Source organism: Geodermatophilus sp. SYSU D00779 (genome assembly GCF_054050595.1).
Genome location: NZ_JBJGZQ010000006.1, coordinates 175,937 through 197,925, shown reverse-complemented (window position 1 = coordinate 197,925; position 21,989 = coordinate 175,937). Strand labels below are relative to the sequence as shown.

Here is a 21,989-nt window from a genome sequence, read left to right as displayed (position 1 = left end):
GGGGAGAGCCGCCACGCGCCCGCCCCCCCCCCCCCCGCCCCCCCCCCCCCCCCCCCCCCCCCCCCCCCCCCCCCCCCCCCCCCCCCCCCCCGGTACCGGACTGCTGTCGCGCCGTTACCGGCTGTGGCGCGCGGCGCCGGGGATGATGGCGGCGCACCCGACGAAGGAGCCCCGCCTCGTGACGCGCACCCCGACCCGCCGCGCCCTGTTCGCCGCCGCGACCGTGCTGGCGTTGCCGCTGGCCGGCTGCGGCTCCGACGGGCCGGCGGACGACGTCGCCGCGGCGAGCAGCGCGCCCGCGACGACGTCCGCGGCGCCGGCCGCCCCGCCCGTGCCGACCGGCCCCTTCGGCCCCGGCTGTGCCGGACTCCCGCCCGAGGGCCCCGGCAGCCCGGCCGCCCTCGCCGCCGCCCCGGCCGCGACCGCGATGTCGACCGTCCCCGGGCTGACCACCACGACGGCCACCGTGCACCGGGCCGCGCTCGCCGCGTCCCTCGACGCCACCCAGGACCTCACCGTGCTGGCCCCGGTCAACGAGGCCTTCGCCGCCGTCCCGCCCGCCACGCTGGACCCGCTGCTGGCCGACACCCCGCGGCTGACCTCCCTGCTCACCCACCACGTCATCGCCGGCCGGCTGGGGCCGGCCGAGCTGGCGGGCACGCACACCACCCTCGACGGCGGTCAGGTCACCATCGACGGGGTCGGCGAGGTCTTCACGATCAGCGCCGACCAGACCCTGCTGGGCGCCGCCGACGCGACGGTCATCTGCGGCAACCTGCCCACCCTGAACGCCACCGTCTACGTCCTCGACCAGGTGCTCACCCCGCCGGCCACCTGAGGGGGCCGCGGGGCGCCGCGGCCCCGTCAGAGGCCCGCCGCGGCCCCCGTCCCGGGCCCCGCCCTGAGCGTGCGGAGGGCGGGGAGGACGGGGTCCTTCTTCGGTGAGGAGGACGGGGTCCTTCTAGGGTCGCCGCATGGAAAAGGACCCCCTCCCTCCCCGCCCCTCGTCCCTCGGAGCGGGACCCGGGGAGGGGGCTGCCCTGCCCGACCGCGACCGGCTGCTCGAGCTCGTCGTCGACCTCGCCGTCGTCCACGGGCGGGTGACGCTCTCCTCCGGGCAGGAGGCCGACTGGTACATCGACATGCGCCGGCTGACGCTGCACCACGAGGGCGCCCCGCTGGTCGGCCGGGTCATGCGCCAGCTCACCCGTGACCTGCGCTACGACGTCGTCGGCGGGCTCACCCTGGGCGCCGACCCGGTGGCGACGGCGATGCTGCACGCCGCGGCGGCCGGGGAGGGCTTCCTCGACGCGTGCGTCGTCCGCAAGTCCGGCAAGGCGCACGGGCTGCAGCGGCGGATCGAGGGGCCCGACGTCGCCGGCCGCGCCGTCCTCGTGGTCGAGGACGTCTCCACCACCGGGTCCAGCCCGCTGACCGCCGTCGAGGCGCTGCGCGAGGCCGGCGCCGAGCCGGTCGCGGTGGCGGTCGTCGTGGACCGCGGCGGACGGGCCGCGGTGGAGGCGGCGGGCCTGGAGTACCGGGCCGCGTTCACCCTCGCCGACCTCGGCCTGGGCGGAGCCGACCCCGCCTCCCCGCAGGTGACACCCTGACCCCATGAGCGCAGCGCGTCTGCTCGTCGTCGGAGGGGACGCCGCGGGCATGTCCGCGGCCGCGGCGGCCCGGCGGCTGCGCGGTGCCCCCGACCTCGCCATCACCGTCCTCGAGCAGGGCCCCGAGGTCTCGTACTCGGCCTGCGGCATCCCCTACTGGGTGGGCGACGTCGTCGGGGACCGCGACGAGCTGATCGCCCGCACGCCCCGGGAGTTCGCCGCCCGCGACATCGAGGTGCGCACCGGCACCCGCGCCGAGGAGCTCGACCTCGACGCCGGCACGGTCCGCACCAGCACCGGTGAGACGCTCGGTTTCGACCGGCTGGTGGTCGCCACCGGCGGTCGCCCGCTGCGCCCGGACGTCCCCGGCCTGGACGCGCCCGGTGTCCACGGGGTGCACCGGCTGGCCGACGGCGCCGACATCCGCGGCGCGGTCGCCGCCGGCGCCCGCCGGGCGGTCGTCCTGGGCGGGGGATACATCGGCCTGGAGATGGCCGAGGCGCTGCAGGCCCGCGGCCTCGGGGTCACCGTCGTGCTCGCCGACGACCTGCCGATGTCGCTGCTGGACCGGGACATGGGCGAGCGGATCTGCAAGGCGATGGGCGACATGGGCATCGACGTGCAGCCCGGCCAGCCGGTGCGCGCGATCGAGACCGGCGCGGACGGCGCGGCACGGGCGGTCACCACCGACGCCGGCAGCTACCCCTGCGACCTCGTCGTCCTCGGGCTGGGCATGGGCCCCGAGGTCGGGCTGGCCCGCGCCGCCGGCCTGCGGATCGGCGAGACCGGGGCCGTCGAGGTCGACCGCACCCAGCGCAGCCGCTCGCACGAGGCGGTCTACGCCGCCGGCGACTGCAGCCAGACCTTCCACCGGCTGACCGGCGAGGCGGTGCACGTCGCGCTGGGCACGCACGCCAACAAGCAGGGGCGGGTGGCCGGCTCGGTGATCGGCGGCCGGGCGGCCCGCTTCGCCGGCGTCCTGGGCACCGCGCTGACCCGGGTGGGCGACCTGGAGATCGGGCGCACCGGGCTGTGCAGCGGGCAGGCCGAGGCCGCCGGGTACGACTTCCGCACCGAGACGATCGAGGGGACCACCCGGGCCGGCTACTTCCCCGGCGCCGCGGGGATCACGGTCAAGCTGGTCAGCGACAGCGGCTCCGGGCAGCTGCTCGGCGGCCAGGTCGTCGGCGGGCCGGGCTCCGGCAAGCGGATCGACGTCCTGGCCACCGCCATCTGGGCGGGGCTGACCGCCGAGGAGTTCGCCGGCTCGGACCTCTCCTACGCGCCGCCGTTCTCGCCGGTCCACGACCCCGTGGTGGTCGCCGCGCGGGCGGCCAGCCGGGTGGAGCGGGGGTGAGCACCGCAGGTGGGGGTGTGGCCGACGTCCGCGACGAGGACTGGTACGGCGACGACCTCTCCGGGCAGCGGCACACCGGGGTCACCTTCAGCCGGGTCGACCTGTCCGAGACCACGGACGACGGCGCCGTCTTCACCGACTGCGTCTTCCGGGACTGCCGGTTCGCGCTCAGCCGGCACACCGACGCCGCGTTCCTGAACTGCACCTTCACCGGCTGCTCGTTCGCCCAGGCCGTCTTCACCGACTGCAAGCTGGTCGGCAGCACCTTCGACCGCTGCACGTTCGACCTGGCCACCGTCGAGGGCGGCGACTGGTCCTTCGTCGTCCTCCGGCGCGCGGACCTGTCGCGGGCGGGGTTCACCGGTGCGCGGATGCGCGAGGCCGACCTCACGGACGTGCGGGCCGCCGGGGCGACGCTGCGGGACCTGGACCTCTCGGCCGCGCAGCTGTCCGGTGCCGACCTCTCCGGCGCCGACCTGCGCGGCAGCGACCTGACCGCGCTGGACCCGCGGGAGGTGGAGCTGACCGGCGCCCGGGTCGACGGCGGGCAGGCCGTGGTGCTCGTGACCGCCCTCGGCCTCCTGGTCGGACCGGAGGACGACCGGTAGCGGGGTGTCGCACCCTTCGGGCCGGGCGCGATACTGGCCGCCGGACCAGCGCCGCCACCGACGCAAGGAGTGCCCCGCATGCCCATCGCGACCCCCGAGGTCTACGCCGACATGATCAACCGGGCCAAGGAGGGCGGCTTCGCCTACCCGGCGATCAACTGCACCTCGTCGGAGACGATCAACGCCGCGCTGCGTGGCTTCGCCGACGCCGGCAGCGACGGCATCATCCAGTTCTCCACGGGCGGCGCCGAGTTCGGCTCGGGCACCCGGGTCAAGGACATGGTCACCGGCGCCGTCGCGCTGGCCGAGTTCGCGCACGTCGTCGCCGAGAAGTACCCGGTCAACGTCGCGCTGCACACCGACCACTGCCCCAAGGACAAGCTCGACGCCTACGTCCGCCCGCTGATCGCCCTGTCCAAGGACCGGGTCGACGCCGGTCAGGCGCCGCTGTTCCAGTCGCACATGTGGGACGGCTCGGCCATCGAGCTCACCGAGAACCTCGACATCGCCGAGGAGCTGATGGAGAAGGCCGCGGCGGCCGAGATCGTCCTCGAGCTGGAGATCGGCATCGTCGGCGGCGAGGAGGACGGCGTCGTCGCCGAGATCAACGAGAAGCTCTACACCGCCGACGGCGACTTCCTGCGCACCGCGCAGAAGCTCGGCCTCGGCGAGCGCGGGGTCTACCTGCTCGCCGCGACCTTCGGCAACGTGCACGGCGTCTACAAGCCCGGGAACGTGAAGCTGCGGCCCGACGTGCTCGAGCGCGGGCAGGCGATCGTCGCCAAGGAGTTCAACCTGGGGGACGGCGCCAAGCCGTTCAACCTGGTCTTCCACGGCGGCTCCGGCTCGGCGCAGGAGGAGATCCGCGAGGCCATCTCCTACGGCGTCGTGAAGATGAACGTCGACACCGACACCCAGTACGCCTTCACCCGGCCGATCACCGACCACATGTTCAAGAACTACGACGGTGTGCTGAAGGTCGACGGCGAGGTCGGCAACAAGAAGACCTACGACCCGCGCACCTACATGAAGCTCGCGGAGACCAACATGGCCGCGCGCGTCGTCGCGGCGTGCGAGGACCTGCTGTCGGCCGGCCAGTCGCAGAGCGCCTGATGACGCACGCGCACCACAACCTCCTCGGTGAGCCGCCGGCCACGCTGCTGCCCGGCAACCCGGAGGCCGACGCCGAGCTCGCGGCCGGCAACCCGCCGGCGGAGGTCGCCGCGCACCACCCCACGGTGAGTGCGGCGTGGGCGGCGCTGGCCGAGGAGGCGATCGGCCGTCCGGAGCGGGTGCTCACCGACGTCATCGAGGCCTACGCGTACGCCCGTACCGGCTACCACCGCGGCCTCGACGCGCTGCGCCGCAACGGCTGGAAGGGCTACGGCCCGGTGCCGTGGTCGCACGAGCCCAACCGTGGCTTCCTGCGCTGCGTGACGGTGCTGGCCCGGGCCGCGGAGGCGATCGGCGAGACCGACGAGCAGGAGCGCTGCACCCAGCTGCTGCGCGACTGCGACCCCAGCCTGGCGCCGTAGGCAGCCCTGTGCGGGCGTTCCTCGCGGACTGCCGGCGCTGTAGCGCCCGCGATCCGCGGGGAGCGCCCGCGATGCGTCGCTCGGTGCCGTGAGCACCGACCTGCACACTCCTCCCATGGACCACTCGCCGGGAGCCGTCACCCGCCGCCTGCGTCCGCTGCTCCTCGCCGTCCACGAGGCGCTGTCGGCCGGCGTCGCGGTCAGCGCGGCGATCCACGCGCGGCAGGGCTGGAACCCGACCGCCGACCGGCACCTGGACCACCAGCTGGTCCGTCGCGAGGCGATGGAGCGGCTGCGACCGTGGGGCGCCGGCCCCGACGAGCTCTCCGACCCGCTGCAGGCCCGCCAGCTGGACCTCGACACCGGCACCGACAACCTGGGCCTGCCGATGAGCGGGCTGATCCTGCGCACCCCCACGGACGTGGTGCGGGTCTGGCGTTCCGACGACGGCGAGCTGCCCGCCGCGGCCACCGACGGCCTGCGCGCCTTCTACCGCCAGGACCCGAGCCGCCAGCTGCAGCTCGCCCTCGACCCCGACGCGCCACGGTCCACCCCGGGTCACCTGGCGCTGCTGTGGGCCGACGCCGGAGCCGTCCTCACCCGCTTCGACCTGGTCCGGCCGTGCGGCCACGTGGGCCGGCGGGTGCAGGTGGACTGGCACGTCGACCTGCGCGAGCGACTGGGACGTCCCGCAGCCTGACGTCACCCTCCGTGATACGACGACGCAGAACAGGCGGTGGAGGGCGGAGACCGTTTACTCTCCGTACCCAGCGTCCGGTCCGGACGCCCGTTCGCGGAGGTGCAGCATGCTCACCACGCTTCTCTGGATCCTCGCCGTCGTCCTCGTCGTCGCCGGCATCGTCGCGATCGTCCGCAGGCAGTTGCTGTGGGGCATCGTGCTGATCGTCGTCGGCCTGCTCGTGGGCCCGGGTGGGGTCAACGTCATCGGCCCGTAGTCAGGGCTGCAGCCGCCAGCGCACCCGGTCGTCGGCGTACCACGTCCAGCGGTCGACCGGTCGCCGGTACGGGACCCCGTCCCGCACGACCCGGGCCGGGTCGCTGGCGATCTGCACCGCCCGTCCGCGGGTGCGGCGGCCGGGCCGCAGCGGCAGCGTCATGACGGTCACGTCGAGGGTGTCCACGGCCCGCCAGTCGGGCCGCACGTCGATCCGGGTGATCTGCCCGTCGGCGATCTTGACGGCGTCGTGGTGCGCCTGCGCGCCCAGCCGCCGCGCCAGCGGACGGCGCCGGTCGTCCCCGGCCGCCTCCAGACGGCCGTGGTGCAGCAGCACGCCGCCGTGGTCGTCACGCACCAGGCCGAGCTCCCGTGCGACCCCGGTGCCGATGCCGAGCGCACGGGCGAGGGCGGTGGAGTCGCCGTCGCCGGCGGGCTCCCAGGAGACGGGGACGTCGGCCGTCCGCCCGGCCTTCCACAGCGTCGTGAGCACCGCCGCGAGCGCCGGCACCGGCCCCCTCACCAGCAGGGCACCGGCCTCGGCCGCCGGTGCGACGTCCTCGCGCGCCGGCGCCGAGCCGGGCGCGAGACCGCGCAGGTCGAACTCGACGAGAGGCATGCCGATACCCTGCCACCTGCCAGCCGGTCGACCGCCGGTGACGAGTCCGAGGGGGACCACAGCGAGATGCCGGCAGTCGTGCTGATCGGCGCCCAGTGGGGCGACGAGGGCAAGGGCAAGGCCACCGACCTGCTCGGGGGGCGGGTCCCGTACGTCGTCCGGTACCAGGGCGGCAACAACGCCGGGCACACGGTGATCACGCCGGACGGCGAGAGGTACGCGCTGCACCTCATCCCGTCGGGGATCCTCACGCCCGGGTGCACGCCGGTCATCGGCAACGGCGTCGTCATCGACCCCGAGGTGCTCATCGGTGAGCTCGCCGGCCTCGAGGAGCGCGGCGTGGACACCTCGCGGCTGGTCATCTCGGCCGACGCGCACCTGATCATGCCGCACCACCGGGCACTGGACCGGGTCACCGAGCGGTTCCTGGGCAAGCGCCGGATCGGCACCACCGGCCGCGGCATCGGCCCGGCCTACGGCGACAAGGTCGCCCGCACCGGCATCCGGGTGCAGGACCTGCTCGACCTGTCGATCCTCCGGCAGAAGCTCGAGGGCACGCTGCAGGAGAAGAACCAGGTCCTGGTCAAGGTCTACAACCGCAAGGCGATCGACGTCGACGAGGTGGTGGAGGAGTACGCCGGCTACGCCGAGCAGCTCAAGCACCGCATCGCCGACACCCGGCTGCTGCTGGCCAACGCCCTCGACGCCGGCGAGTGGGTGCTGCTGGAGGGCTCGCAGGGCACCCTGCTCGACGTCGACCACGGCACGTACCCGTTCGTCACGTCGTCGTCCCCGACCGCCGGTGGCGCGGCGGCGGGCTCGGGCATCGGCCCCACCCGCATCGAGCGGGTGGTCGGCATCCTCAAGGCCTACACGACCCGCGTCGGCTCCGGGCCGTTCCCCACCGAGCTGCACGACCAGTGGGGCGACTACCTGCGCACGCAGGGCGGCGAGGTCGGCGTCACCACCGGCCGCGACCGCCGCTGCGGCTGGTTCGACGCCGTCGTGGCCCGCTACGCCAGCCGGGTCAACGGCATCACCGACTACTTCCTCACCAAGCTCGACGTCCTCTCCGGGCTGGAGACGGTGCCGATCTGCGTGGCCTACGAGGTCGACGGCGTCCGGCACGACGAGATGCCGATGACGCAGACCGACTTCCACCACGCCAAGCCGGTCTACGAGGAGATGCCGGGCTGGTCCGAGGACATCCGGAACTGCCGGACCTTCGACGAGCTGCCGACCAACGCGCAGGCCTACGTGCGCCGGCTCGAGGAGCTCTCCGGTGCGCGGATCAGCGTGATCGGCGTCGGCCCCGGCCGCGACGAGAACGTCGTCCTCCACGACCTCATCGGCTGAGGACGACGACCAGCTCACCCGATCATCGGGGCACCCCTCAGCGCAGCTGGGGGACGGCTCCTGACCGCGGTGCGGTCCGGGAGGACCGCGAGGTGTACAGCTCCTGCCTCGCTGCGACCGCGATCTCGGGGGCGTCGGTGATCAGCCCGTCGACGCCGAGGGCCAGCAGCAGGCGGGCCTCGGTCTGCATGTCCCCGGTGCCGCTCACGGCCTCGCCGCGGCGCAGGTGCCGGGGCAGGAAGGCGTTCTCCGGGCGCAGCGTCCACGGCACGACGGCCAGCCCGGCGCGGTGGGCCTGGGCGATGAGGTCCGAGATGCCGGTCATCTCCTGGGCCTCGTCGCGCAGCAGGATCCGGTGCCGGCTCGGGGCGATGCCCTGCGCGTAGGTGCTGACCTCGCGCAGGCCCGCCGGGGTGACCAGGTGGTCGTCGGTGCCGGCGTCGTCGACGAGCTGCAGCATCGTCGGCCCCCGGTCCCCGAGGTCGGCGCGCAGCTGCCGCAGCGCGGCCGCGTCGAAGGACTGCACCACCACGGTCCCGTCGGGCCGGGCCGCGTCGAGGCGGCGCAGCTCGGCGGCGACGAGCTCGGGAACCGGGACGCCCGCCTCGTGGTCGAACCAGCTGGGCTTCTTCAGCTCGGCCAGCACGCGCACCTGCCGCGACGCGGTCGACCGGCGGCGGGCGATCGCCACGACCTCGGCCAGGGTGAGGATCCCGGCCCGCCCGTCGTAGGTGGTGTTCAGCGGGCGCAGCGCCGGCATCCGCTCGACGGCGCGCAGCGTGCGCAGCTCGGCGAGCGTGAAGTCCTCGGTGAACCAGCCGGTGCGCTCGCGGCCGTCGACGACGCGGGTGGTGCGCCGGTCGGCGAACTCGGGGCGGTCGGCGACGTCGGTGGAGTGGGAGAGCTCGTTCTCGTGCCGGACGACGAGCGCGCCGTCCCGGCTGACGACGACGTCGGGCTCGATGAGGTCGGCGCCCAGGTCGATGGCGAGCTCGAAGCTGGCCGCGGTGTGCTCGGGCCGGTACGCCGGGGCTCCGCGGTGACCCACGATGACGGGACGGGCAGGGCGGGTCGCCGGGACCGTGGCCGGCGACGCGATCGCGCGCATGCCGGCTACAACACCCCAGCCAGGTGTCGAGACGGCGAACGCGCGCCGACTGGTCGCCCACAATTCGGAGGACACCGCCCTGACCTGCGCGGGACCATGCCGGCGTGACCGACATCTCACTCCTGGGCTGGGTGCCGGCGCGCGACGCCGACCTGCCGCCGGGCACCCGCCCCGGCCGGGTCGCGCGGGTCGACCGCGGCCGGCTGACCGTGCTGACCGGCGACGGCGAGCTGCGGGCGCACCCCGCCGCGGCGCTGCTCGAGGGCAGCGGGCCGGCGGTCGGCGACTGGGTGGCGCTGCGCGGCGAGCTCGCCGTCGCGCTGCTGCCCCGCCGGACGGCGTTCACCCGCGTCGTCGCCGGGCGGACGTCGGCCGAGCAGGTCGTCGCGGCCAACCTCGACCTGGTGCTCGTCGTCGACGCGCTGACCACGGCGCCGCGGCTGCGCCGGGTCGAGCGCTACCTCGCCGTCGCCTGGGGCAGCGGCGCGACGCCGGTGGTCGTCCTCACCAAGGCCGACCTGTGCGACGACGTCCCCGGCGCGCTGCTGGCCGTCGCGGAGGACGCCGTGGGCGTCGACGTCGTGGCCGTCAGCTCGGTGACGGGGGAGGGGCTGGACGCCGTCCGGGCGCTGCTGGGCCCGGGGCGGACGGCGGCGATGGTCGGCCCGTCGGGCGTGGGCAAGTCCAGCCTGGCCAACGCGCTGGCCGGGACGGCGGTGGCGGCGACCCGCGGGATCCGCGAGACCGACGGCCGCGGCCGGCACACCACGACCGCGCGCGAGCTGCACCTGCTGCCCCGCGGCGGCCTGCTCGTCGACACCCCGGGGATGCGCGAGCTCGGGCTGGTCGACGACGAGGGCATCGACACCGCCTACGCCGACATCACCGAGCTCGCCGCCCGGTGCCGCTTCCGCGACTGCGCGCACCGCACCGAGCCCGGGTGCGCCGTGGCCGCCGCGATCGACGACGGCCGGCTGGACCCGGCCCGCTACACCGCCTGGCGGAAGCTGCAGGCCGAGGCGCACCGCCAGGCGCTGCGCTCGGACGCCCGCGCCCGGGCCGCCGAGCACGCCCGGGTCCGGGCGCTGCACCGGTCGTACCGGTCGCAGCCGAACCGGCTCCGCTGAGCCCGCGTGGGTAGGGTCGCCGTCCGTGCGCGTGCTCGTGATCGGCTCCGGTGCCCGGGAGCACGCCCTGTGCGTCGCTCTGTCCTCCGACCCCGCGGTGACCGCGCTGGCCTGCGCGCCCGGGAACGCCGGCACCCGGGCGGTCGCCGAGCCCGCCGCGGTCGACGTCGCCGACCCGGTGGCGGTCGCCGCGCTCGCCACCGGCTGGAGCGCCGACCTCGTCGTCATCGGGCCGGAGGTGCCGCTGGTCGCCGGGGCCGCCGACGCCGTCCGCGACGCCGGCATCGCCTGCTTCGGCCCGTCGCAGCAGGCCGCCCAGATCGAGGGCAGCAAGTCCTTCGCCAAGCACGTGATGGCCGCCGCCGGCGTCCCGACCGCCCGGTCCTGGCCGGTCGGCGGCCCGGCCGAGCTGGAGACCGCGCTGGACGAGGCCTGGGCGGGTGGGGAAGGTGCCCCGTACGTCGTCAAGGACGACGGCCTGGCCGCCGGCAAGGGCGTCGTCGTCACGACCGACCGGGACGCCGCCGTGGCGCACGGCCACCGCGTGCTCGAGGCCGGCGGCGCGGTGCTCGTCGAGGAGTACCTCGACGGCCCGGAGGTGTCGCTGTTCGCCGTCACCGACGGGACGACGGTGCTGCCGCTGCTGCCCGCCCAGGACGCCAAGCGCCGCGACGACGGCGACGCCGGGCCCAACACCGGCGGGATGGGGGCCTACGCGCCGCTGCCGTGGGCGCCGCCGGGCCTGGTCGACGAGGTGCTGGCCACCGTGCTGCAGCCGACGGTCGACGAGATGCGCCGCCGCGGCGAGCCGTTCTCCGGGCTGCTCTACGCCGGGCTGGCGCTGACCTCGCGCGGGGTGCGGGTGGTGGAGTTCAACGCCCGCTTCGGCGACCCGGAGACCCAGGTCGTGCTGCCGCTGCTGGAGACCCCGCTGGGCGGTCTGCTGCACGCGGCCGCCACCGGGACGCTCGCCGACCACCCGCCGCTGCGCTGGCGCGACGGGGCCGCGGTCACCGTCGTCGTCGCGGCACCGGGCTACCCCGAGCGACCGCGCACCGGCGACCCCATCACCGGCGCCGACGCCGAGGGGGTGCTGCACGCGGGCACCACCGTGGACGCCGAGGGCACCGTCCGCTCCGCCGGTGGGCGGGTGCTCGCCGTGACCGCCGTCGGCGCGGACCTCGCCACGGCCCGCCAGCGGGCCTACGAGCGGGTCGCCGGCGTGCGGCTGGCCGACGCGCACTGGCGCACCGACATCGCGCTGGCCGCGGTCGAGGGCCGGATCACCCTGCCCACCGTCGGCTGACTGCCGCGCCCTCCCACGGTGACGGTGTGGTGCCCCCTCCGGGTCGCAGCCAGGAGTCGCAGCGGTGCACTCGTCCCGAGGGTGTTCAGCCGCCGGCAGCGTGCAGGAACGCGCGGACACCGCTCGTGAAGCGCTCGGCCGCCTCCACCGGACTCACGTGGCCGACGCCTTCGAGCACCGCCAACTCCGAGCCGGGGATGGCGGCATGCAGTGCCTCGGCCGTGCCCAACGGGGCGCGGACGTCAAGATCCCCGGTCAGCACCAGCGTGGGGATCGAGACGTGACCGAGCATCGGGCGCAGGTCCGACGCAGCGGAGGCGAGCGCCATCGCGCGGAACCCGGCGGGGTGGAACTCGCGCACCGTGGCCGCGAAGCCGGCGACCCGCTCCGGGTCCGCGGATGGCGAGAACATGCTCGGGAGCATGGTCGCGAGGAACTCGTCCGGTGGCAGCGCCGCCGCGTCCAGGCAGGAGCGCAACCGCTCGGTGACGACGTCGGGCGCTAGCGAGCCGGACCACCCCGCGTAGGCGCCGGCCAGGACGAGCGTCCGCGGGATGGCCGGGTGCCGTCGGTAGAGCTCCAGGGCCACTGCCCCGCCGAACGAGATGCCCGCGATGTGCGGTCGGCGCAGCCCGAGAGCGGCCACGAACCCGGCCAGGCAGTCGGCGAACTCGGGCAACCGGAACTGTTCCGGTGGATCCTCCGACCGCCCCGCGCCCGGCCCGTCCCAGGCCACCACCGTGAACTCGTCGGACAGCGTGTCGAGCTGGGCTCCCCACGTGCCGCGGCCGTCGCCGACGATCCCGTGCACCAGGACCAGCGGCGGCCCGTGCCCGGCCCGCTCGTAGGCGATGCGCAGACCTCTGACCTCGATCGCGTCCACCGCTGCCACCCCGCCGAACGGCCCGCCGACCACAGGTAAGGAGAAGACCACGGACGTGTGACGGGGAGTCTCCTCGCCCTGCGGGTGCCCGGGAAGCCGTCGTCTCCCGGCAGGCGGTCCCGCTGCGGCGCGGATGGCTGACGCCCCGGCGTCCCAGCGGTGGAGCACGGCGCGGGAGCCGACCGGTGCCACCGGTCCTACCGGGCGGTGACCGCCGGCCGGGCGCGCTCCCGGCGCGGCTCGGGTGGGCGCGGGCCCTCGTAGCGCCGCGACAGGTAGGTGCCGGCCACGTTCGCGCAGGCCACGGTCGGCACGGCGATGAGCGCGCCGAAGATGCCGGCGACCAGCAGCCCCGCGGCGATCGCGAGGACGACGGCGAGCGGGTGCACCCGCACCGCCCGGCCCAGCAGCAGCGGCTGCAGGACGTGCCCCTCCAGCTGCATGACCAGCACGACGACGGCCAGCGCGATCAGCGCGGTGATCGGCCCCTTCGAGACCAGCGCGACCAGCACGGCCACGGTGCCGGCGAGGAACGACCCGATGATCGGGATGAACGCGCCCAGGAAGACCAGCGCGGCCAGCGGGATGACCAGCGGGACACCCAGGACCGCCAGCCCGATGCCGATGCCGACCGCGTCGACCATCGCCACGGCGGCCGTGGCGCGCACGTAGGAGATGAGCGTGCGCCACGAGCGCCGGGCGGCCTCGTCGACGTACGCGCGCGAGTCCCGCGGGAACAGGCCGACCAGCCACAGCCAGATCGAGCGGCCGTCCTTGAGGAAGAAGAACAGCGTGAACAGCGCCAGCAGGGTGCCGGTGGCGACCTCCCCGACCGTGACGGCCGTGGTGAGTGCGCCGGAGGCGAGCACGTCCTCGTTGTCGACGAGCGTCTGCTGCAGCTGGGTGACCGCGTTCTCCAGCTGCGTCCGGGTGACCGGGAAGGTGCGGACGAGGAGGTCGCGCACCTGCTCGACACCCTGACCGACCTGGTCGGCGAGGTCGCCGAAGCCGGTGGTGACCTGCTGGACGACGAGCGTGACGATGCCCGCCACGGTGCCGAGCCCGACCACCAGCATCGTGAGCGCGGCCAGCGCCCGTGGCCAGCCGCGGCGGACCAGCGCCGAGGCGCCCGGTTGCAGCAGCGCCGCCAGCAGCAGCGCGACGATCACGGGGACGACGACCACGGCGACGTAGGCGGCCGCCCAGAGCAGCATGTAGAGCCCGGCGACGACGACGATGAGCCGCCACGACCAGGCGGCCGCCACCCGCAGCGCCCGGGGCACCTCCTCCTCGGGCGCGCCCGGTCCCCGCGCGGGACGGCGGCGCCGCTCGGCGGGCCCCCGCCGCTGTTCCGTCCCTGCCGGCGGCCCGCTCACCCCGCCGGGCCCGAGCGGGCCGTCGAGGTCGGGCGCGCCGGGCTCGGGGCTGCCGAGGGGCGGCCGGTCGGTGCCGTCGGCGGAGTCGGCCGTCTCGTCGTCGAGGTACGCGTCGTCGTCCGGGTGGGGGTGTGACCAGGGGTGCGGCCAGGCGTGGGGGTCGTGTTCGCGGGCCGCGCGGATGCGCTCGCGGGCCCGCGCCAGCAGGTGGGTGCCCCGTCGCAGCATCGGTTCCTCCGGGGAGCTCGAGGGGCCGTCGTCGACAGCATCTCGCCTGCGGGAGACTGGGGCACGTGGTGCGACGAGCTGACGAGTGGCGGGCGGTACCCCGATGATCGAGCGGTACACGCTCCCCGAGATGGGGCGGGTCTGGAGCGACCAGCACAAGTACGAGCTGTGGTGCCGGGTCGAGACCCTCGTCCTCGAGGCGCACGCCGCGGCCGGGCGGGTGCCCGCCGAGGTGGTGCAGCCCGTGCGCGACGCGCCGCCGCCCACGCCTGCGCGGGTCGCCGAGATCGAGGAGACGACGCAGCACGACGTCATCGCCTTCCTCACCGCGTGGGCCGACAACACCGAGCCCCGGTCGGCCGCCGCCTACGTCCACCACGGCATGACCTCCTCGGACCTGCTGGACACCGCCCTCGCCGTCCAGCTGACCGAGGCCACCGACCTGCTGGTGGCCAGGCTCGACCGGCTGGTGGCGGTGCTGCGCGACCACGCGCTGGCCCACCGCGACACCATCAAGGTCGGCCGCACCCACGGTGTGCACGCCGAGCCCGACGTCTGGGGCCACCGGGTCGCCGACATCGCCTTCGCCGCCGCCCGTTCGCGGGACCGGCTGCGGGCCGCGCGGGAGCGGGTCGGCGTCGTCGCCATCTCCGGCGCCGTCGGCACGTACTCGCTGATCGACCCGTCGGTCGAGGTCGCCGTCGCCGAGGCGCTGGACCTGCGGCCCGCCGACGCCTCCACCCAGGTGGTGCTGCGCGACTCGGTCAGCGAGTGGGTCGCGGCGCTGGCGATCATCGCCACCGTCTGCGAGACGGTCGCGCTCGAGGTGCGGCACGGCCAGCGCACCGAGGTGCGCGAGCTCTCCGAGGCGTTCGGCTCGGGCCAGAAGGGCTCCAGCGCGATGCCGCACAAGAAGAACCCGATCCGCTCCGAGCGCATCGCCGGCCTGGCCCGCGTCGTCCGCGCCGCCGTCGTCCCGGTGATGGAGGGCATCCCGCTCTGGCACGAGCGCGACATCTCGCACTCGTCCACCGAGCGGGTGTTCCTGCCCGACGCCGCCATCACCACCGACTACCTGCTGCACCTGACCACCGGGCTGGTGGAGAACCTCGTCGTGGACGCCGACCGGATGCGGGCCAACCTCGAGTCGACCGGCGGGCTGATCTACACCTCGTCGGTGCTGCTCGAGCTGGTCGAGGGCGGGGCCTCGCGGGAGGACGCCTACGCGCTGGTGCAGTCCGCGGCGATGGAGACGTGGAACAGCGGGACGCCGTTCCGCGAGACGCTGCGCAAGCGCGCGGCGGACGCGGGCGTGGCGCTGGACGAGGCGCGGCTGGACGAGATCTGCCGGCCGGAGCGGTACGTGGCCAACCTCGGGCCGCTGTTCGACCGGCTCGCCGCGCTGTCATGACCGTGGCCCTGCCGCTCGTCGCCCGGGGCAAGGTCCGCGAGGTCTACGACGCCGGCTCCGACCGGCTGCTGCTCGTGGCCTCCGACCGGATCTCCGCCTACGACCACGTGCTGCCCACGCCCATCCCGGACAAGGGCCGGGTGCTCACGCAGCTGTCGGTGTGGTGGTTCGACCAGCTGGCGCCGGTGCTGTCGTCCTTCGGGGCGAGCCACCACCTGCTGTCGGCGTCCGACGTCCCGGCCGAGGTCGCCGGGCGGGCGATGCTGGTGCGCCGGCTGGAGATGCTGCCGGTGGAGTGCGTGGCCCGCGGCTACCTCTCGGGCTCCGGCACGGTCGAGTACCAGCGCACCGGGTCCATCCGCGACGTCCCGCTGCCCGCCGGGCTGGTCGAGGGCTCACGGCTGCCCGAGCCGGTGTTCACGCCGTCCACCAAGGCCGAGCAGGGCGAGCACGACGAGGCGATCAACTTCGCCGCCGTCGTCGCCGCGGTCGGGGCCGAGCGGGCCGAGCAGCTGCGCGAGCTGACCCTGGCGCTGTACCGGCGCGGCGCGGAGATCGCCCTGGACGCCGGGATCGTGCTGGCCGACACCAAGTTCGAGTTCGGTCTCGACGCCTCCGGCCTCGTCCTCGGCGACGAGGTGCTCACGCCGGACTCCTCGCGCTTCTGGCCGGCCACCCTGTGGTCGCCCGGGGCCGCGCAGCCCTCGTTCGACAAGCAGTACGTCCGCGACTGGCTCACGTCGTCCGGCTGGGACCGCGTCTCCCCGCCGCCGGAGCTGCCCGCCGACGTCGTCGAGGCCACCCGCGAGCGCTACGTGACCGCCTACGAGCGCCTGACCGGTACTGCGTTCCGCTGACGTGGCAGGAACGCGCTCGGGCCTCGCGTACCGCTCCGGCGGCGCGGGTGACCACCTGCTCCTGCTGCTGCACGGGCTGGGTGCCACCGGGGCGGTGTGGGACCGGCTGCTGCCGCTGGTCGAGGCGTCGTGGCGCGGACCCTGGGCCGTTCCCGACCTGCGCGGGCACGGCCGGTCGGTGGCCGAACCGCCGTACGGCTACGCGGTGCACGCCGCGGACGTGGCCGTGCTCGCCGCGGAGTCGGGCGCCGCGCGGGTCACCGTGCTCGGGCACTCGTTCGGCGGCGTGGTGGGCGCGGTGCTCGGCGGCGGCTGGTACGGCGTGGAGGTCGCGCGGGTCGTGGCGCTCGGCGTCAAGATCGACTGGACGGACGACGAGGTGAGCCGCGCCCGGTCGCTGGCGGCCCGCCCGCCGCAGGTGTTCGCGACCCGTGCCGAGGCCGCCGACCGGCACCTGCGGCTGGCCGGGCTCACCGGGCTCGTGGCCCCGGACGACGCGGTCGCGCTCGCCGGCGTCCGCGAGGTGTCCCCGGGGTGGGTGCCGGCGCTCGACCCGCGGGCGTTCGGCGCCGTCGGCCCGCCGGTCGAGGAGGTGCTGCGCCGCTCGGTCGCGCCGCTGCGGCTGGCGGCGGGGGCGTCCGACCCGATGGTGGGCCTCGACGCGATGCGCCGGGTGGACCCGGCCGCGGTGCTCGTCGAGGGCGCCGGCCACAACGCCCACTGGGAGGCCCCCGAGGCGGTGTGGTCCCTGCTGCGCGCCGACTGAGCTCCGCGGCGTCCGAGTGCGACGGACTCGTGGTCATCCCGCCGCGATGGCCACGACGTCGTCGCACTCGGGGTCACCTGTGGACGGCGTCAGCAGGCGGACGCCGTCCTGCGGCAGGCTCCGCCGGTGCCGACGCCGCCCGTGCCGCCCCGCATCGACCGGCCCACGAACCGCCGTCGCGCCCGTGCGGACGGGGTCAGCGACTGGCAGCTGCGGCACCGCGAGGTGGTGCGGACGTCCCGGGACACATACCTGCCGCGCGTGCAAGCGGGGGAGGTCCGTTGGCGGATCGATGCCGTCGTGCTGGGCGCACCCCGTTCCGCGGTCGTCAGCCACCTGTCCGCGGCTGCGCTCTGGGGCCTGGAGGTGCCGCTCGTGCCGGACGACGTGCGCGTGCACCTCACCGTCTCCCGCGGAGAGTGGGTGCGGAACCGGCCGGACCGGATCGTCCACTGTTCGGCGGTGCCGCCTGCCGAGACGCGGCAGCTGCGGGGCGTGACGGTGACCTCGCCGAGCCGCACGTGGGTGGACCTGGCGGCCGCCGTGCCGCCTCCCGCGCTGCTCGCGGTGACCGACCAGATGTTCGCTCGGGGGTTCCCCGAGGACGAGTTCCCCGCCGTCCTCCGCCGGGCGGTGGGCCGCCGGGGCGTCGCGACGGCACGGCGGGTCCTGCCGTGGGCCGATCCGCTGGCCGGGTCACCCATGGAGTCGGTGCTGCGCTGGCTGTTGCTCGAGGCGGGCCTGCCCCGACCGGTGCTGCAGCATGTGGTGCGCGACGCCGGTGGTCGCTTCCTCGGTCGTGTCGACCTGGCCTGGCCCGAGCAGCGGGTGGCCGTGGAGTTCGACGGCGACGTGCACCGCGACCGCCGGGTCTTCGTGGACGACCTGCGGCGGCAGAACGGTCTGGTCCTGGCGGGCTGGACCGTCCTGCGGTTCACCTCGGCAGACGTGCTGGGACGCCCGGAGGCGGTGGTACGCGCGAGCGGGGACGCCCTGCTGCCCACCTGAGTCCCGAGTGCGACGACGTGGTGGTCATCGCCGACCGATCACCACGAGTTCGTCGCACTCGGCGAAGAGCCGCGGCAGCAGCAGGGGCGTCGGCCGGGCCAGCGACCCCGCGCTCCGGTCAGTGGTCCACGCCACCCCGGTACCCTCGACCACGTGCCTCGGGTGGTCGTCGACGTCGTGCTGAAGCCGGAGATCTCCGACCCCCAGGGTCAGGCGGTGCTGGGAGCGCTGGGCCGGCTCGGCCACGACAGCGTCCGCAGCGTCCGCCAGGGCAAGCACTTCGTCCTCGAGGTCGAGGGCGCCCCCGACGAGGCCGAGTTGACGCAGATCGCCGAGACGCTGCTGGCCAACCCGGTCATCGAGGACGTCGAGCTCCACCTCCCGACCGACTGAGGAGTACCCCCTCCGTGCGCATCGGTGTCATCACCTTCCCGGGTTCCCTGGACGACGTCGACGCCGCCCGCGCGGTGCGCCTGGCCGGGGCCGAGCCCGTCGCGCTCTGGCACGACGACCACGACCTCAAGGACGTCGACGCCATCGTCCTGCCCGGCGGCTTCTCCTACGGCGACTACCTGCGGGCCGGCGCCATCGCCGCGCGGGCGCCCCTGATGCAGGACGTCGTCGACCGCGCCCGCCAGGGCATGCCGGTGCTCGGCATCTGCAACGGCTTCCAGGTCCTCTGCGAGGCCGACCTGCTGCCCGGCGCGCTCACCCGCAACGGCCACCTGCACTTCCGCAACCGCGACCAGGCGCTGCGCATCGAGCGCGCGGACACCGCGTGGACGCAGGACTACGAGCCCGGCCAGCGGATCGTCGTCCCGGTGAAGAACGGCGAGGGCCGCTACGTGGCCGCGCCGGCCGACCTCGACCGGATCGAGGGCGAGGGCCGGGTCGCCGTCCGCTACGTCGAGGACAACCCCAACGGCTCCATGCGCGACATCGCCGGCGTCACCAGCGAGAACGGCCGCGTCGTCGGGCTCATGCCGCACCCCGAGCACGCCGTCGAGGACCTCACCGGCCCGAGCACCGACGGTCTCGGCTTCTTCACCTCCGTCCTGAAGGCGGTCGTCGCAGCGTGAGCCAGGAGAGCGCGACGCAGGGACTCAGCGACCTCGACACCGGGCCCGGCCCGCTGTCGCACCAGCTCGACACCGTCGAGCTCGCCGCGCGGACGCCGGACCTCGAGCAGCCCTACAGCGAGCTGGGCCTGAAGTCCGACGAGTACGCCCGGATCCGCGACATCCTCGGCCGCCGACCCACCACCGCCGAGCTGGCCATGTACTCGGTCATGTGGAGCGAGCACTGCTCCTACAAGAGCTCGAAGGTGCACCTGCGCCGCTTCGGCGACCTGCCGCGCAGCGAGGCGCTGCTGGTGGGCATCGGCGAGAACGCCGGCGTGGTGGACGTCGGCGACGGCTACGCGGTGACCTTCAAGGTCGAGTCGCACAACCACCCCAGCTACGTCGAGCCCTACCAGGGCGCGGCCACCGGGGTCGGCGGCATCGTGCGCGACATCCTCACCATGGGCGCCCGCCCGATCGCCGTCATGGACTCGCTGCGCTTCGGCCCGGCCGACGCCCCCGACACCGCCCGCGTCCTGCCCGGCGTCGTCGCCGGCGTGGGCGGCTACGGCAACTGCCTGGGCCTGCCCAACATCGGCGGTGAGCTGCTCTTCGACGCCTGCTACGCGGGCAACCCGCTGGTCAACGCGCTGTGCGTCGGCGTGATGAGGCACGAGGACGTCCGGCTGGCCAAGGCCGAGGGCGTCGGCAACAAGGTCGTGCTCTTCGGCGCCCGCACCGGCGGCGACGGCATCGGCGGCGTCTCGGTGCTGGCCAGCGAGACCTTCGACGAGGAGGGGCCGGCCAAGCGCCCGAGCGTGCAGGTGGGCGACCCGTTCACCGAGAAGCTGCTCATCGAGGCCTGCCTGGAGATCTTCCGCGAGGACCTCGTCACCGGCATCCAGGACCTCGGCGGCGCCGGCCTGTCCTGCGCGACCAGCGAGCTGGCCAGCGCCGGCACCGGCGGCATGCACATCGACCTGGACGCCGTCCCGCTGCGCGACAGCACCCTGACGCCCGCCGAGATCCTGATGAGCGAGTCGCAGGAGCGCATGTGCGCCATCGTCGAGCCGGCCAAGACCGACGCCTTCCTCGCCGTCTGCCGCAAGTGGGGCGTGCTGGCCACCGTCATCGGTGAGGTCACCGACGGCGACCGGCTGACCGTCGACTGGCACGGCGAGCGGATCATCGACGTCCCGCCGCGGACCGTCGCCCACGAGGGCCCGGTGTACGACCGACCGATGCAGCGCCCGGCCGACCTCGACGACCTGCAGGCCGACGACCCGGCCGCCCTGCCCCGCCCGGCGACCCCCGAGGAGCTCGCCGCGCACTGGCTGGCCGTCGTCGCCAGCCCCGACGGTGCCGACAAGACCTGGGTCACCGAGCAGTACGACCGCTACGTCCGCGGCAACACCGTGCTCGCCCAGCCCGACGACGCCGGCGTGGTGCGCATCGACGAGGAGACCTCCCGCGGCATCGCGCTCGCCCTCGACGGCAACGGCCGTTACGCGCGGCTCGACCCGTACACAGGCGCGCAGCTCAACCTCGCCGAGGCCTACCGGAACGTGGCGGTGAGCGGCGCCCGCCCGCTGGCGGTCACCAACTGCCTGAACTTCGGCTCCCCGGAGGAGCCGGAGGTGATGTGGCAGTTCGCCGAGGCCGTCCGCGGCCTGGCCGACGCCTGCCGCGACCTGGGGCTGCCGGTCACCGGCGGCAACGTCAGCCTCTACAACCAGACCGGCGACGTCGCCATCAACCCGACGCCGGTGATCGGTGTCCTGGGCGTGCACGAGGACGTCCGGACCCGCGTGCCCACCGGCTGGCGGACGGCGGGGGAGACCGTGCTGCTGCTCGGCGTCACCCGGCCGGAGTTCGGCGGCTCCGCCTGGGCGAGCGTCGTCCACGGCCACCTCGGCGGCCGCCCCCCGGCGGTGGACCTCGAGGCCGAGCGGTCGCTGGGCGAGCTGCTCGCCGCGCTCGGCCGCGAGGGGCTGGTCACGTCCGCGCACGACCTGGCCGACGGCGGCCTGGCGCAGGCGCTGGCCGAGTCGGCGCTGCGGTACGGCACGGGCGCGCGGCTGACCCTGGACGGCGACGTGTTCACCGCGCTGTTCAGCGAGTCGGCCGGGCGCGTCGTCGTCACCACGACCGACCCGGAGGCGGTGCGGGTCACCGCCGAGTGGGCCGGCGTCCTGGTCACCGAGCTGGGGACGACGGGGGACAGCGGTCCGGACGCAGTGCTCGCCGTCGACGGCGTCGCGGAGCTGCCGCTCGCCGAGCTGCGTGCCGCCTGGAGCGCCACGCTGCCGGCTCTGTTCGGCACGCCGGAGGCGACCGTGGGCAGCGTCCCGGCGGGGACCGTCCCGACCAGCTGATGCCGGCTGTGCCCCCGTCGACGAGGCCGATCCCGGCCGACGAGCTGCGGGCCGCGGTCGACCCGGTGCGGGCCTGGCTGGCGGGGGAGGCGGAGCGGCCCCCGCGGTCCGTGCTCGGGGCCGCGGTCAAGACGACGGCCCGCTGGCTGGCCCAGCAGGTGCCGGGGCGCTCGGTCGAGCTGCGGGTGCCCCCGCACGCCGCCGTCCAGCTGGTGCCCGGGCCGCGACACACGCGCGGGACGCCACCCAACGTCGTGGAGACCGACGCCGCCACCTGGCTGCGGCTGGCGACGGGGCAGCTCACCTGGGAACGGGCGGTCGCCGACGGGAGGGTCAGCGCCAGCGGCAACCGGGCCGACCTCTCGGCCCACCTGCCGTTGGCACCTCTTCGGTGAGCCTCTGGACGGGGTCCTTCCAGGCACCTGGCCGCGGTGCCGGCCGGT

At 75.2% G+C, this 21,989-nt stretch carries 23 protein-coding genes; 19 read left to right on the top strand and 4 right to left on the bottom strand.

Features of this window, described 5'->3' with window-relative positions; translation table 11 throughout:
* The first annotated feature begins 178 nt into the window (after positions 1–178).
* From ACI79G_RS06970 to ACI79G_RS06935, 8 genes are all read left to right on the top strand, one after another.
* Positions 179–838 (top strand): fasciclin domain-containing protein, encoded by a 660-nt coding sequence (locus ACI79G_RS06970; RefSeq protein WP_456880406.1) that lies wholly within the window; start codon positions 179–181, stop codon positions 836–838.
* A 136-nt stretch (positions 839–974) separates the two neighbouring features.
* Positions 975–1,610 (top strand): orotate phosphoribosyltransferase, encoded by a 636-nt coding sequence (pyrE, locus tag ACI79G_RS06965; RefSeq protein WP_456880405.1) that lies wholly within the window; start codon positions 975–977, stop codon positions 1,608–1,610.
* Positions 1,611–1,614: 4 nt separating this feature from the next.
* Positions 1,615–2,967 carry an FAD-dependent oxidoreductase gene (locus ACI79G_RS06960; RefSeq protein WP_456880404.1) on the top strand — a complete coding sequence of 451 codons (1,353 nt, stop codon included), beginning with the start codon at positions 1,615–1,617 and terminating at the stop codon, positions 2,965–2,967.
* Positions 2,964–3,575 (top strand): pentapeptide repeat-containing protein, encoded by a 612-nt coding sequence (locus ACI79G_RS06955; protein WP_456880403.1) that lies wholly within the window; start codon positions 2,964–2,966, stop codon positions 3,573–3,575. The genes ACI79G_RS06960 and ACI79G_RS06955 overlap by 4 nt, the downstream gene beginning before the upstream one ends.
* 78 nt (positions 3,576–3,653) lie before the next feature.
* Positions 3,654–4,688 (top strand): class II fructose-bisphosphate aldolase, encoded by a 1,035-nt coding sequence (gene fbaA, locus ACI79G_RS06950; protein ID WP_456880402.1) that lies wholly within the window; start codon positions 3,654–3,656, stop codon positions 4,686–4,688.
* A complete protein-coding gene (locus tag ACI79G_RS06945) occupies positions 4,688–5,110 on the top strand; it encodes a DUF3151 domain-containing protein (RefSeq protein ID WP_456880401.1) in 423 nt (140 codons plus the stop codon). The genes fbaA and ACI79G_RS06945 overlap by 1 nt, the downstream gene beginning before the upstream one ends.
* A gap of 115 nt (positions 5,111–5,225) precedes the next feature.
* Positions 5,226–5,810, top strand: a complete 585-nt coding sequence (locus tag ACI79G_RS06940) for a hypothetical protein (protein ID WP_456880400.1) — start codon at positions 5,226–5,228, stop codon at positions 5,808–5,810.
* Between the two features lie 106 nt (positions 5,811–5,916).
* Positions 5,917–6,066 (top strand): GPGG-motif small membrane protein, encoded by a 150-nt coding sequence (locus ACI79G_RS06935; RefSeq protein ID WP_456880399.1) that lies wholly within the window; start codon positions 5,917–5,919, stop codon positions 6,064–6,066.
* On the opposite strand, the gene ACI79G_RS06930 is transcribed toward ACI79G_RS06935, so the two are convergent.
* Positions 6,067–6,684 (bottom strand): hypothetical protein, encoded by a 618-nt coding sequence (locus ACI79G_RS06930; RefSeq protein WP_456880398.1) that lies wholly within the window; start codon positions 6,682–6,684, stop codon positions 6,067–6,069. It lies immediately after the preceding gene.
* Between the two features lie 66 nt (positions 6,685–6,750).
* Here ACI79G_RS06930 and ACI79G_RS06925 point away from each other — a divergent pair, with 66 nt between their 5' ends.
* Positions 6,751–8,040, top strand: a complete 1,290-nt coding sequence (locus ACI79G_RS06925; protein ID WP_456880397.1) for an adenylosuccinate synthase — start codon at positions 6,751–6,753, stop codon at positions 8,038–8,040.
* Between the two features lie 37 nt (positions 8,041–8,077).
* Here the strand turns inward: ACI79G_RS06925 and ACI79G_RS06920 are convergent, their stop codons facing one another.
* On the bottom strand, positions 8,078–9,148 hold the full coding sequence (locus tag ACI79G_RS06920; protein ID WP_456880396.1) for a glycerophosphodiester phosphodiesterase family protein: 1,071 nt from the start codon (positions 9,146–9,148) through the stop codon (positions 8,078–8,080).
* A gap of 104 nt (positions 9,149–9,252) precedes the next feature.
* On the opposite strand from ACI79G_RS06920, the gene rsgA reads away from it, so the two are divergent.
* Both rsgA and purD read left to right on the top strand, forming a co-directional pair.
* Positions 9,253–10,275 carry a ribosome small subunit-dependent GTPase A gene (gene rsgA, locus ACI79G_RS06915; RefSeq protein ID WP_456880395.1) on the top strand — a complete coding sequence of 341 codons (1,023 nt, stop codon included), beginning with the start codon at positions 9,253–9,255 and terminating at the stop codon, positions 10,273–10,275.
* A 25-nt stretch (positions 10,276–10,300) separates the two neighbouring features.
* Positions 10,301–11,581 carry a phosphoribosylamine--glycine ligase gene (gene purD, locus ACI79G_RS06910; RefSeq protein ID WP_456880394.1) on the top strand — a complete coding sequence of 427 codons (1,281 nt, stop codon included), beginning with the start codon at positions 10,301–10,303 and terminating at the stop codon, positions 11,579–11,581.
* An 85-nt stretch (positions 11,582–11,666) separates the two neighbouring features.
* On the opposite strand, the gene ACI79G_RS06905 is transcribed toward purD, so the two are convergent.
* Positions 11,667–12,464 carry an alpha/beta fold hydrolase gene (locus ACI79G_RS06905; protein WP_456880393.1) on the bottom strand — a complete coding sequence of 266 codons (798 nt, stop codon included), beginning with the start codon at positions 12,462–12,464 and terminating at the stop codon, positions 11,667–11,669.
* A gap of 197 nt (positions 12,465–12,661) precedes the next feature.
* Positions 12,662–14,068 carry an AI-2E family transporter gene (locus ACI79G_RS06900; RefSeq protein ID WP_456880392.1) on the bottom strand — a complete coding sequence of 469 codons (1,407 nt, stop codon included), beginning with the start codon at positions 14,066–14,068 and terminating at the stop codon, positions 12,662–12,664.
* Positions 14,069–14,153: 85 nt separating this feature from the next.
* Here ACI79G_RS06900 and purB point away from each other — a divergent pair, with 85 nt between their 5' ends.
* The 8 genes from purB to ACI79G_RS06860 all read left to right on the top strand — a co-directional run bounded on the left by purB (position 14,154) and on the right by ACI79G_RS06860 (position 21,941).
* Positions 14,154–15,479, top strand: coding sequence for an adenylosuccinate lyase (purB, locus tag ACI79G_RS06895; RefSeq protein WP_456880391.1), 1,326 nt, complete (start codon positions 14,154–14,156; stop codon positions 15,477–15,479).
* Positions 15,476–16,336, top strand: a complete 861-nt coding sequence (locus ACI79G_RS06890; RefSeq protein WP_456880390.1) for a phosphoribosylaminoimidazolesuccinocarboxamide synthase — start codon at positions 15,476–15,478, stop codon at positions 16,334–16,336. The genes purB and ACI79G_RS06890 overlap by 4 nt, the downstream gene beginning before the upstream one ends.
* 1 nt (position 16,337) lies before the next feature.
* Complete coding sequence (locus ACI79G_RS06885; RefSeq protein WP_456880389.1) at positions 16,338–17,102, top strand: alpha/beta fold hydrolase; 765 nt, start codon at positions 16,338–16,340, stop codon at positions 17,100–17,102.
* A 126-nt stretch (positions 17,103–17,228) separates the two neighbouring features.
* Positions 17,229–18,110, top strand: a complete 882-nt coding sequence (locus tag ACI79G_RS06880; protein WP_456880388.1) for a DUF559 domain-containing protein — start codon at positions 17,229–17,231, stop codon at positions 18,108–18,110.
* 153 nt (positions 18,111–18,263) lie between these two features.
* Complete coding sequence (gene purS / locus ACI79G_RS06875) at positions 18,264–18,503, top strand: phosphoribosylformylglycinamidine synthase subunit PurS (RefSeq protein WP_456880387.1); 240 nt, start codon at positions 18,264–18,266, stop codon at positions 18,501–18,503.
* Between the two features lie 14 nt (positions 18,504–18,517).
* Positions 18,518–19,189: a phosphoribosylformylglycinamidine synthase subunit PurQ gene (gene purQ, locus ACI79G_RS06870; protein ID WP_456880386.1), complete on the top strand. Its 672-nt coding sequence runs from the start codon at positions 18,518–18,520 to the stop codon at positions 19,187–19,189.
* Positions 19,186–21,546, top strand: a complete 2,361-nt coding sequence (gene purL / locus ACI79G_RS06865; RefSeq protein WP_456880385.1) for a phosphoribosylformylglycinamidine synthase subunit PurL — start codon at positions 19,186–19,188, stop codon at positions 21,544–21,546. Before purQ ends, purL begins: the two co-directional genes overlap by 4 nt.
* Entirely contained in the window at positions 21,546–21,941 is a 396-nt protein-coding gene (locus ACI79G_RS06860) for a sterol carrier family protein (RefSeq protein WP_456880384.1), read from the top strand. Before purL ends, ACI79G_RS06860 begins: the two co-directional genes overlap by 1 nt.
* Positions 21,942–21,989: the final 48 nt, after the last annotated feature.

Bases quoted from the DNA above. Each gene is read 5' to 3' on its own strand.
- ACI79G_RS06860 (WP_456880384.1), top strand. From the start codon at position 21,546: ATGCCGGCTGTGCCCCCGTCGACGAGGCCGATCCCGGCCGACGAGCTG.
- ACI79G_RS06920 (WP_456880396.1), bottom strand. From the start codon at position 9,148: ATGCGCGCGATCGCGTCGCCGGCCACGGTCCCGGCGACCCGCCCTGCC.
- ACI79G_RS06935 (WP_456880399.1), top strand. From the start codon at position 5,917: ATGCTCACCACGCTTCTCTGGATCCTCGCCGTCGTCCTCGTCGTCGCC.
- ACI79G_RS06890 (WP_456880390.1), top strand. From the start codon at position 15,476: ATGACCGTGGCCCTGCCGCTCGTCGCCCGGGGCAAGGTCCGCGAGGTC.
- ACI79G_RS06930 (WP_456880398.1), bottom strand. From the start codon at position 6,684: ATGCCTCTCGTCGAGTTCGACCTGCGCGGTCTCGCGCCCGGCTCGGCG.
- ACI79G_RS06900 (WP_456880392.1), bottom strand. From the start codon at position 14,068: ATGCTGCGACGGGGCACCCACCTGCTGGCGCGGGCCCGCGAGCGCATC.
- fbaA (WP_456880402.1), top strand. From the start codon at position 3,654: ATGCCCATCGCGACCCCCGAGGTCTACGCCGACATGATCAACCGGGCC.
- ACI79G_RS06945 (WP_456880401.1), top strand. From the start codon at position 4,688: ATGACGCACGCGCACCACAACCTCCTCGGTGAGCCGCCGGCCACGCTG.
- ACI79G_RS06960 (WP_456880404.1), top strand. From the start codon at position 1,615: ATGAGCGCAGCGCGTCTGCTCGTCGTCGGAGGGGACGCCGCGGGCATG.
- ACI79G_RS06940 (WP_456880400.1), top strand. From the start codon at position 5,226: ATGGACCACTCGCCGGGAGCCGTCACCCGCCGCCTGCGTCCGCTGCTC.
- ACI79G_RS06925 (WP_456880397.1), top strand. From the start codon at position 6,751: ATGCCGGCAGTCGTGCTGATCGGCGCCCAGTGGGGCGACGAGGGCAAG.
- pyrE (WP_456880405.1), top strand. From the start codon at position 975: ATGGAAAAGGACCCCCTCCCTCCCCGCCCCTCGTCCCTCGGAGCGGGA.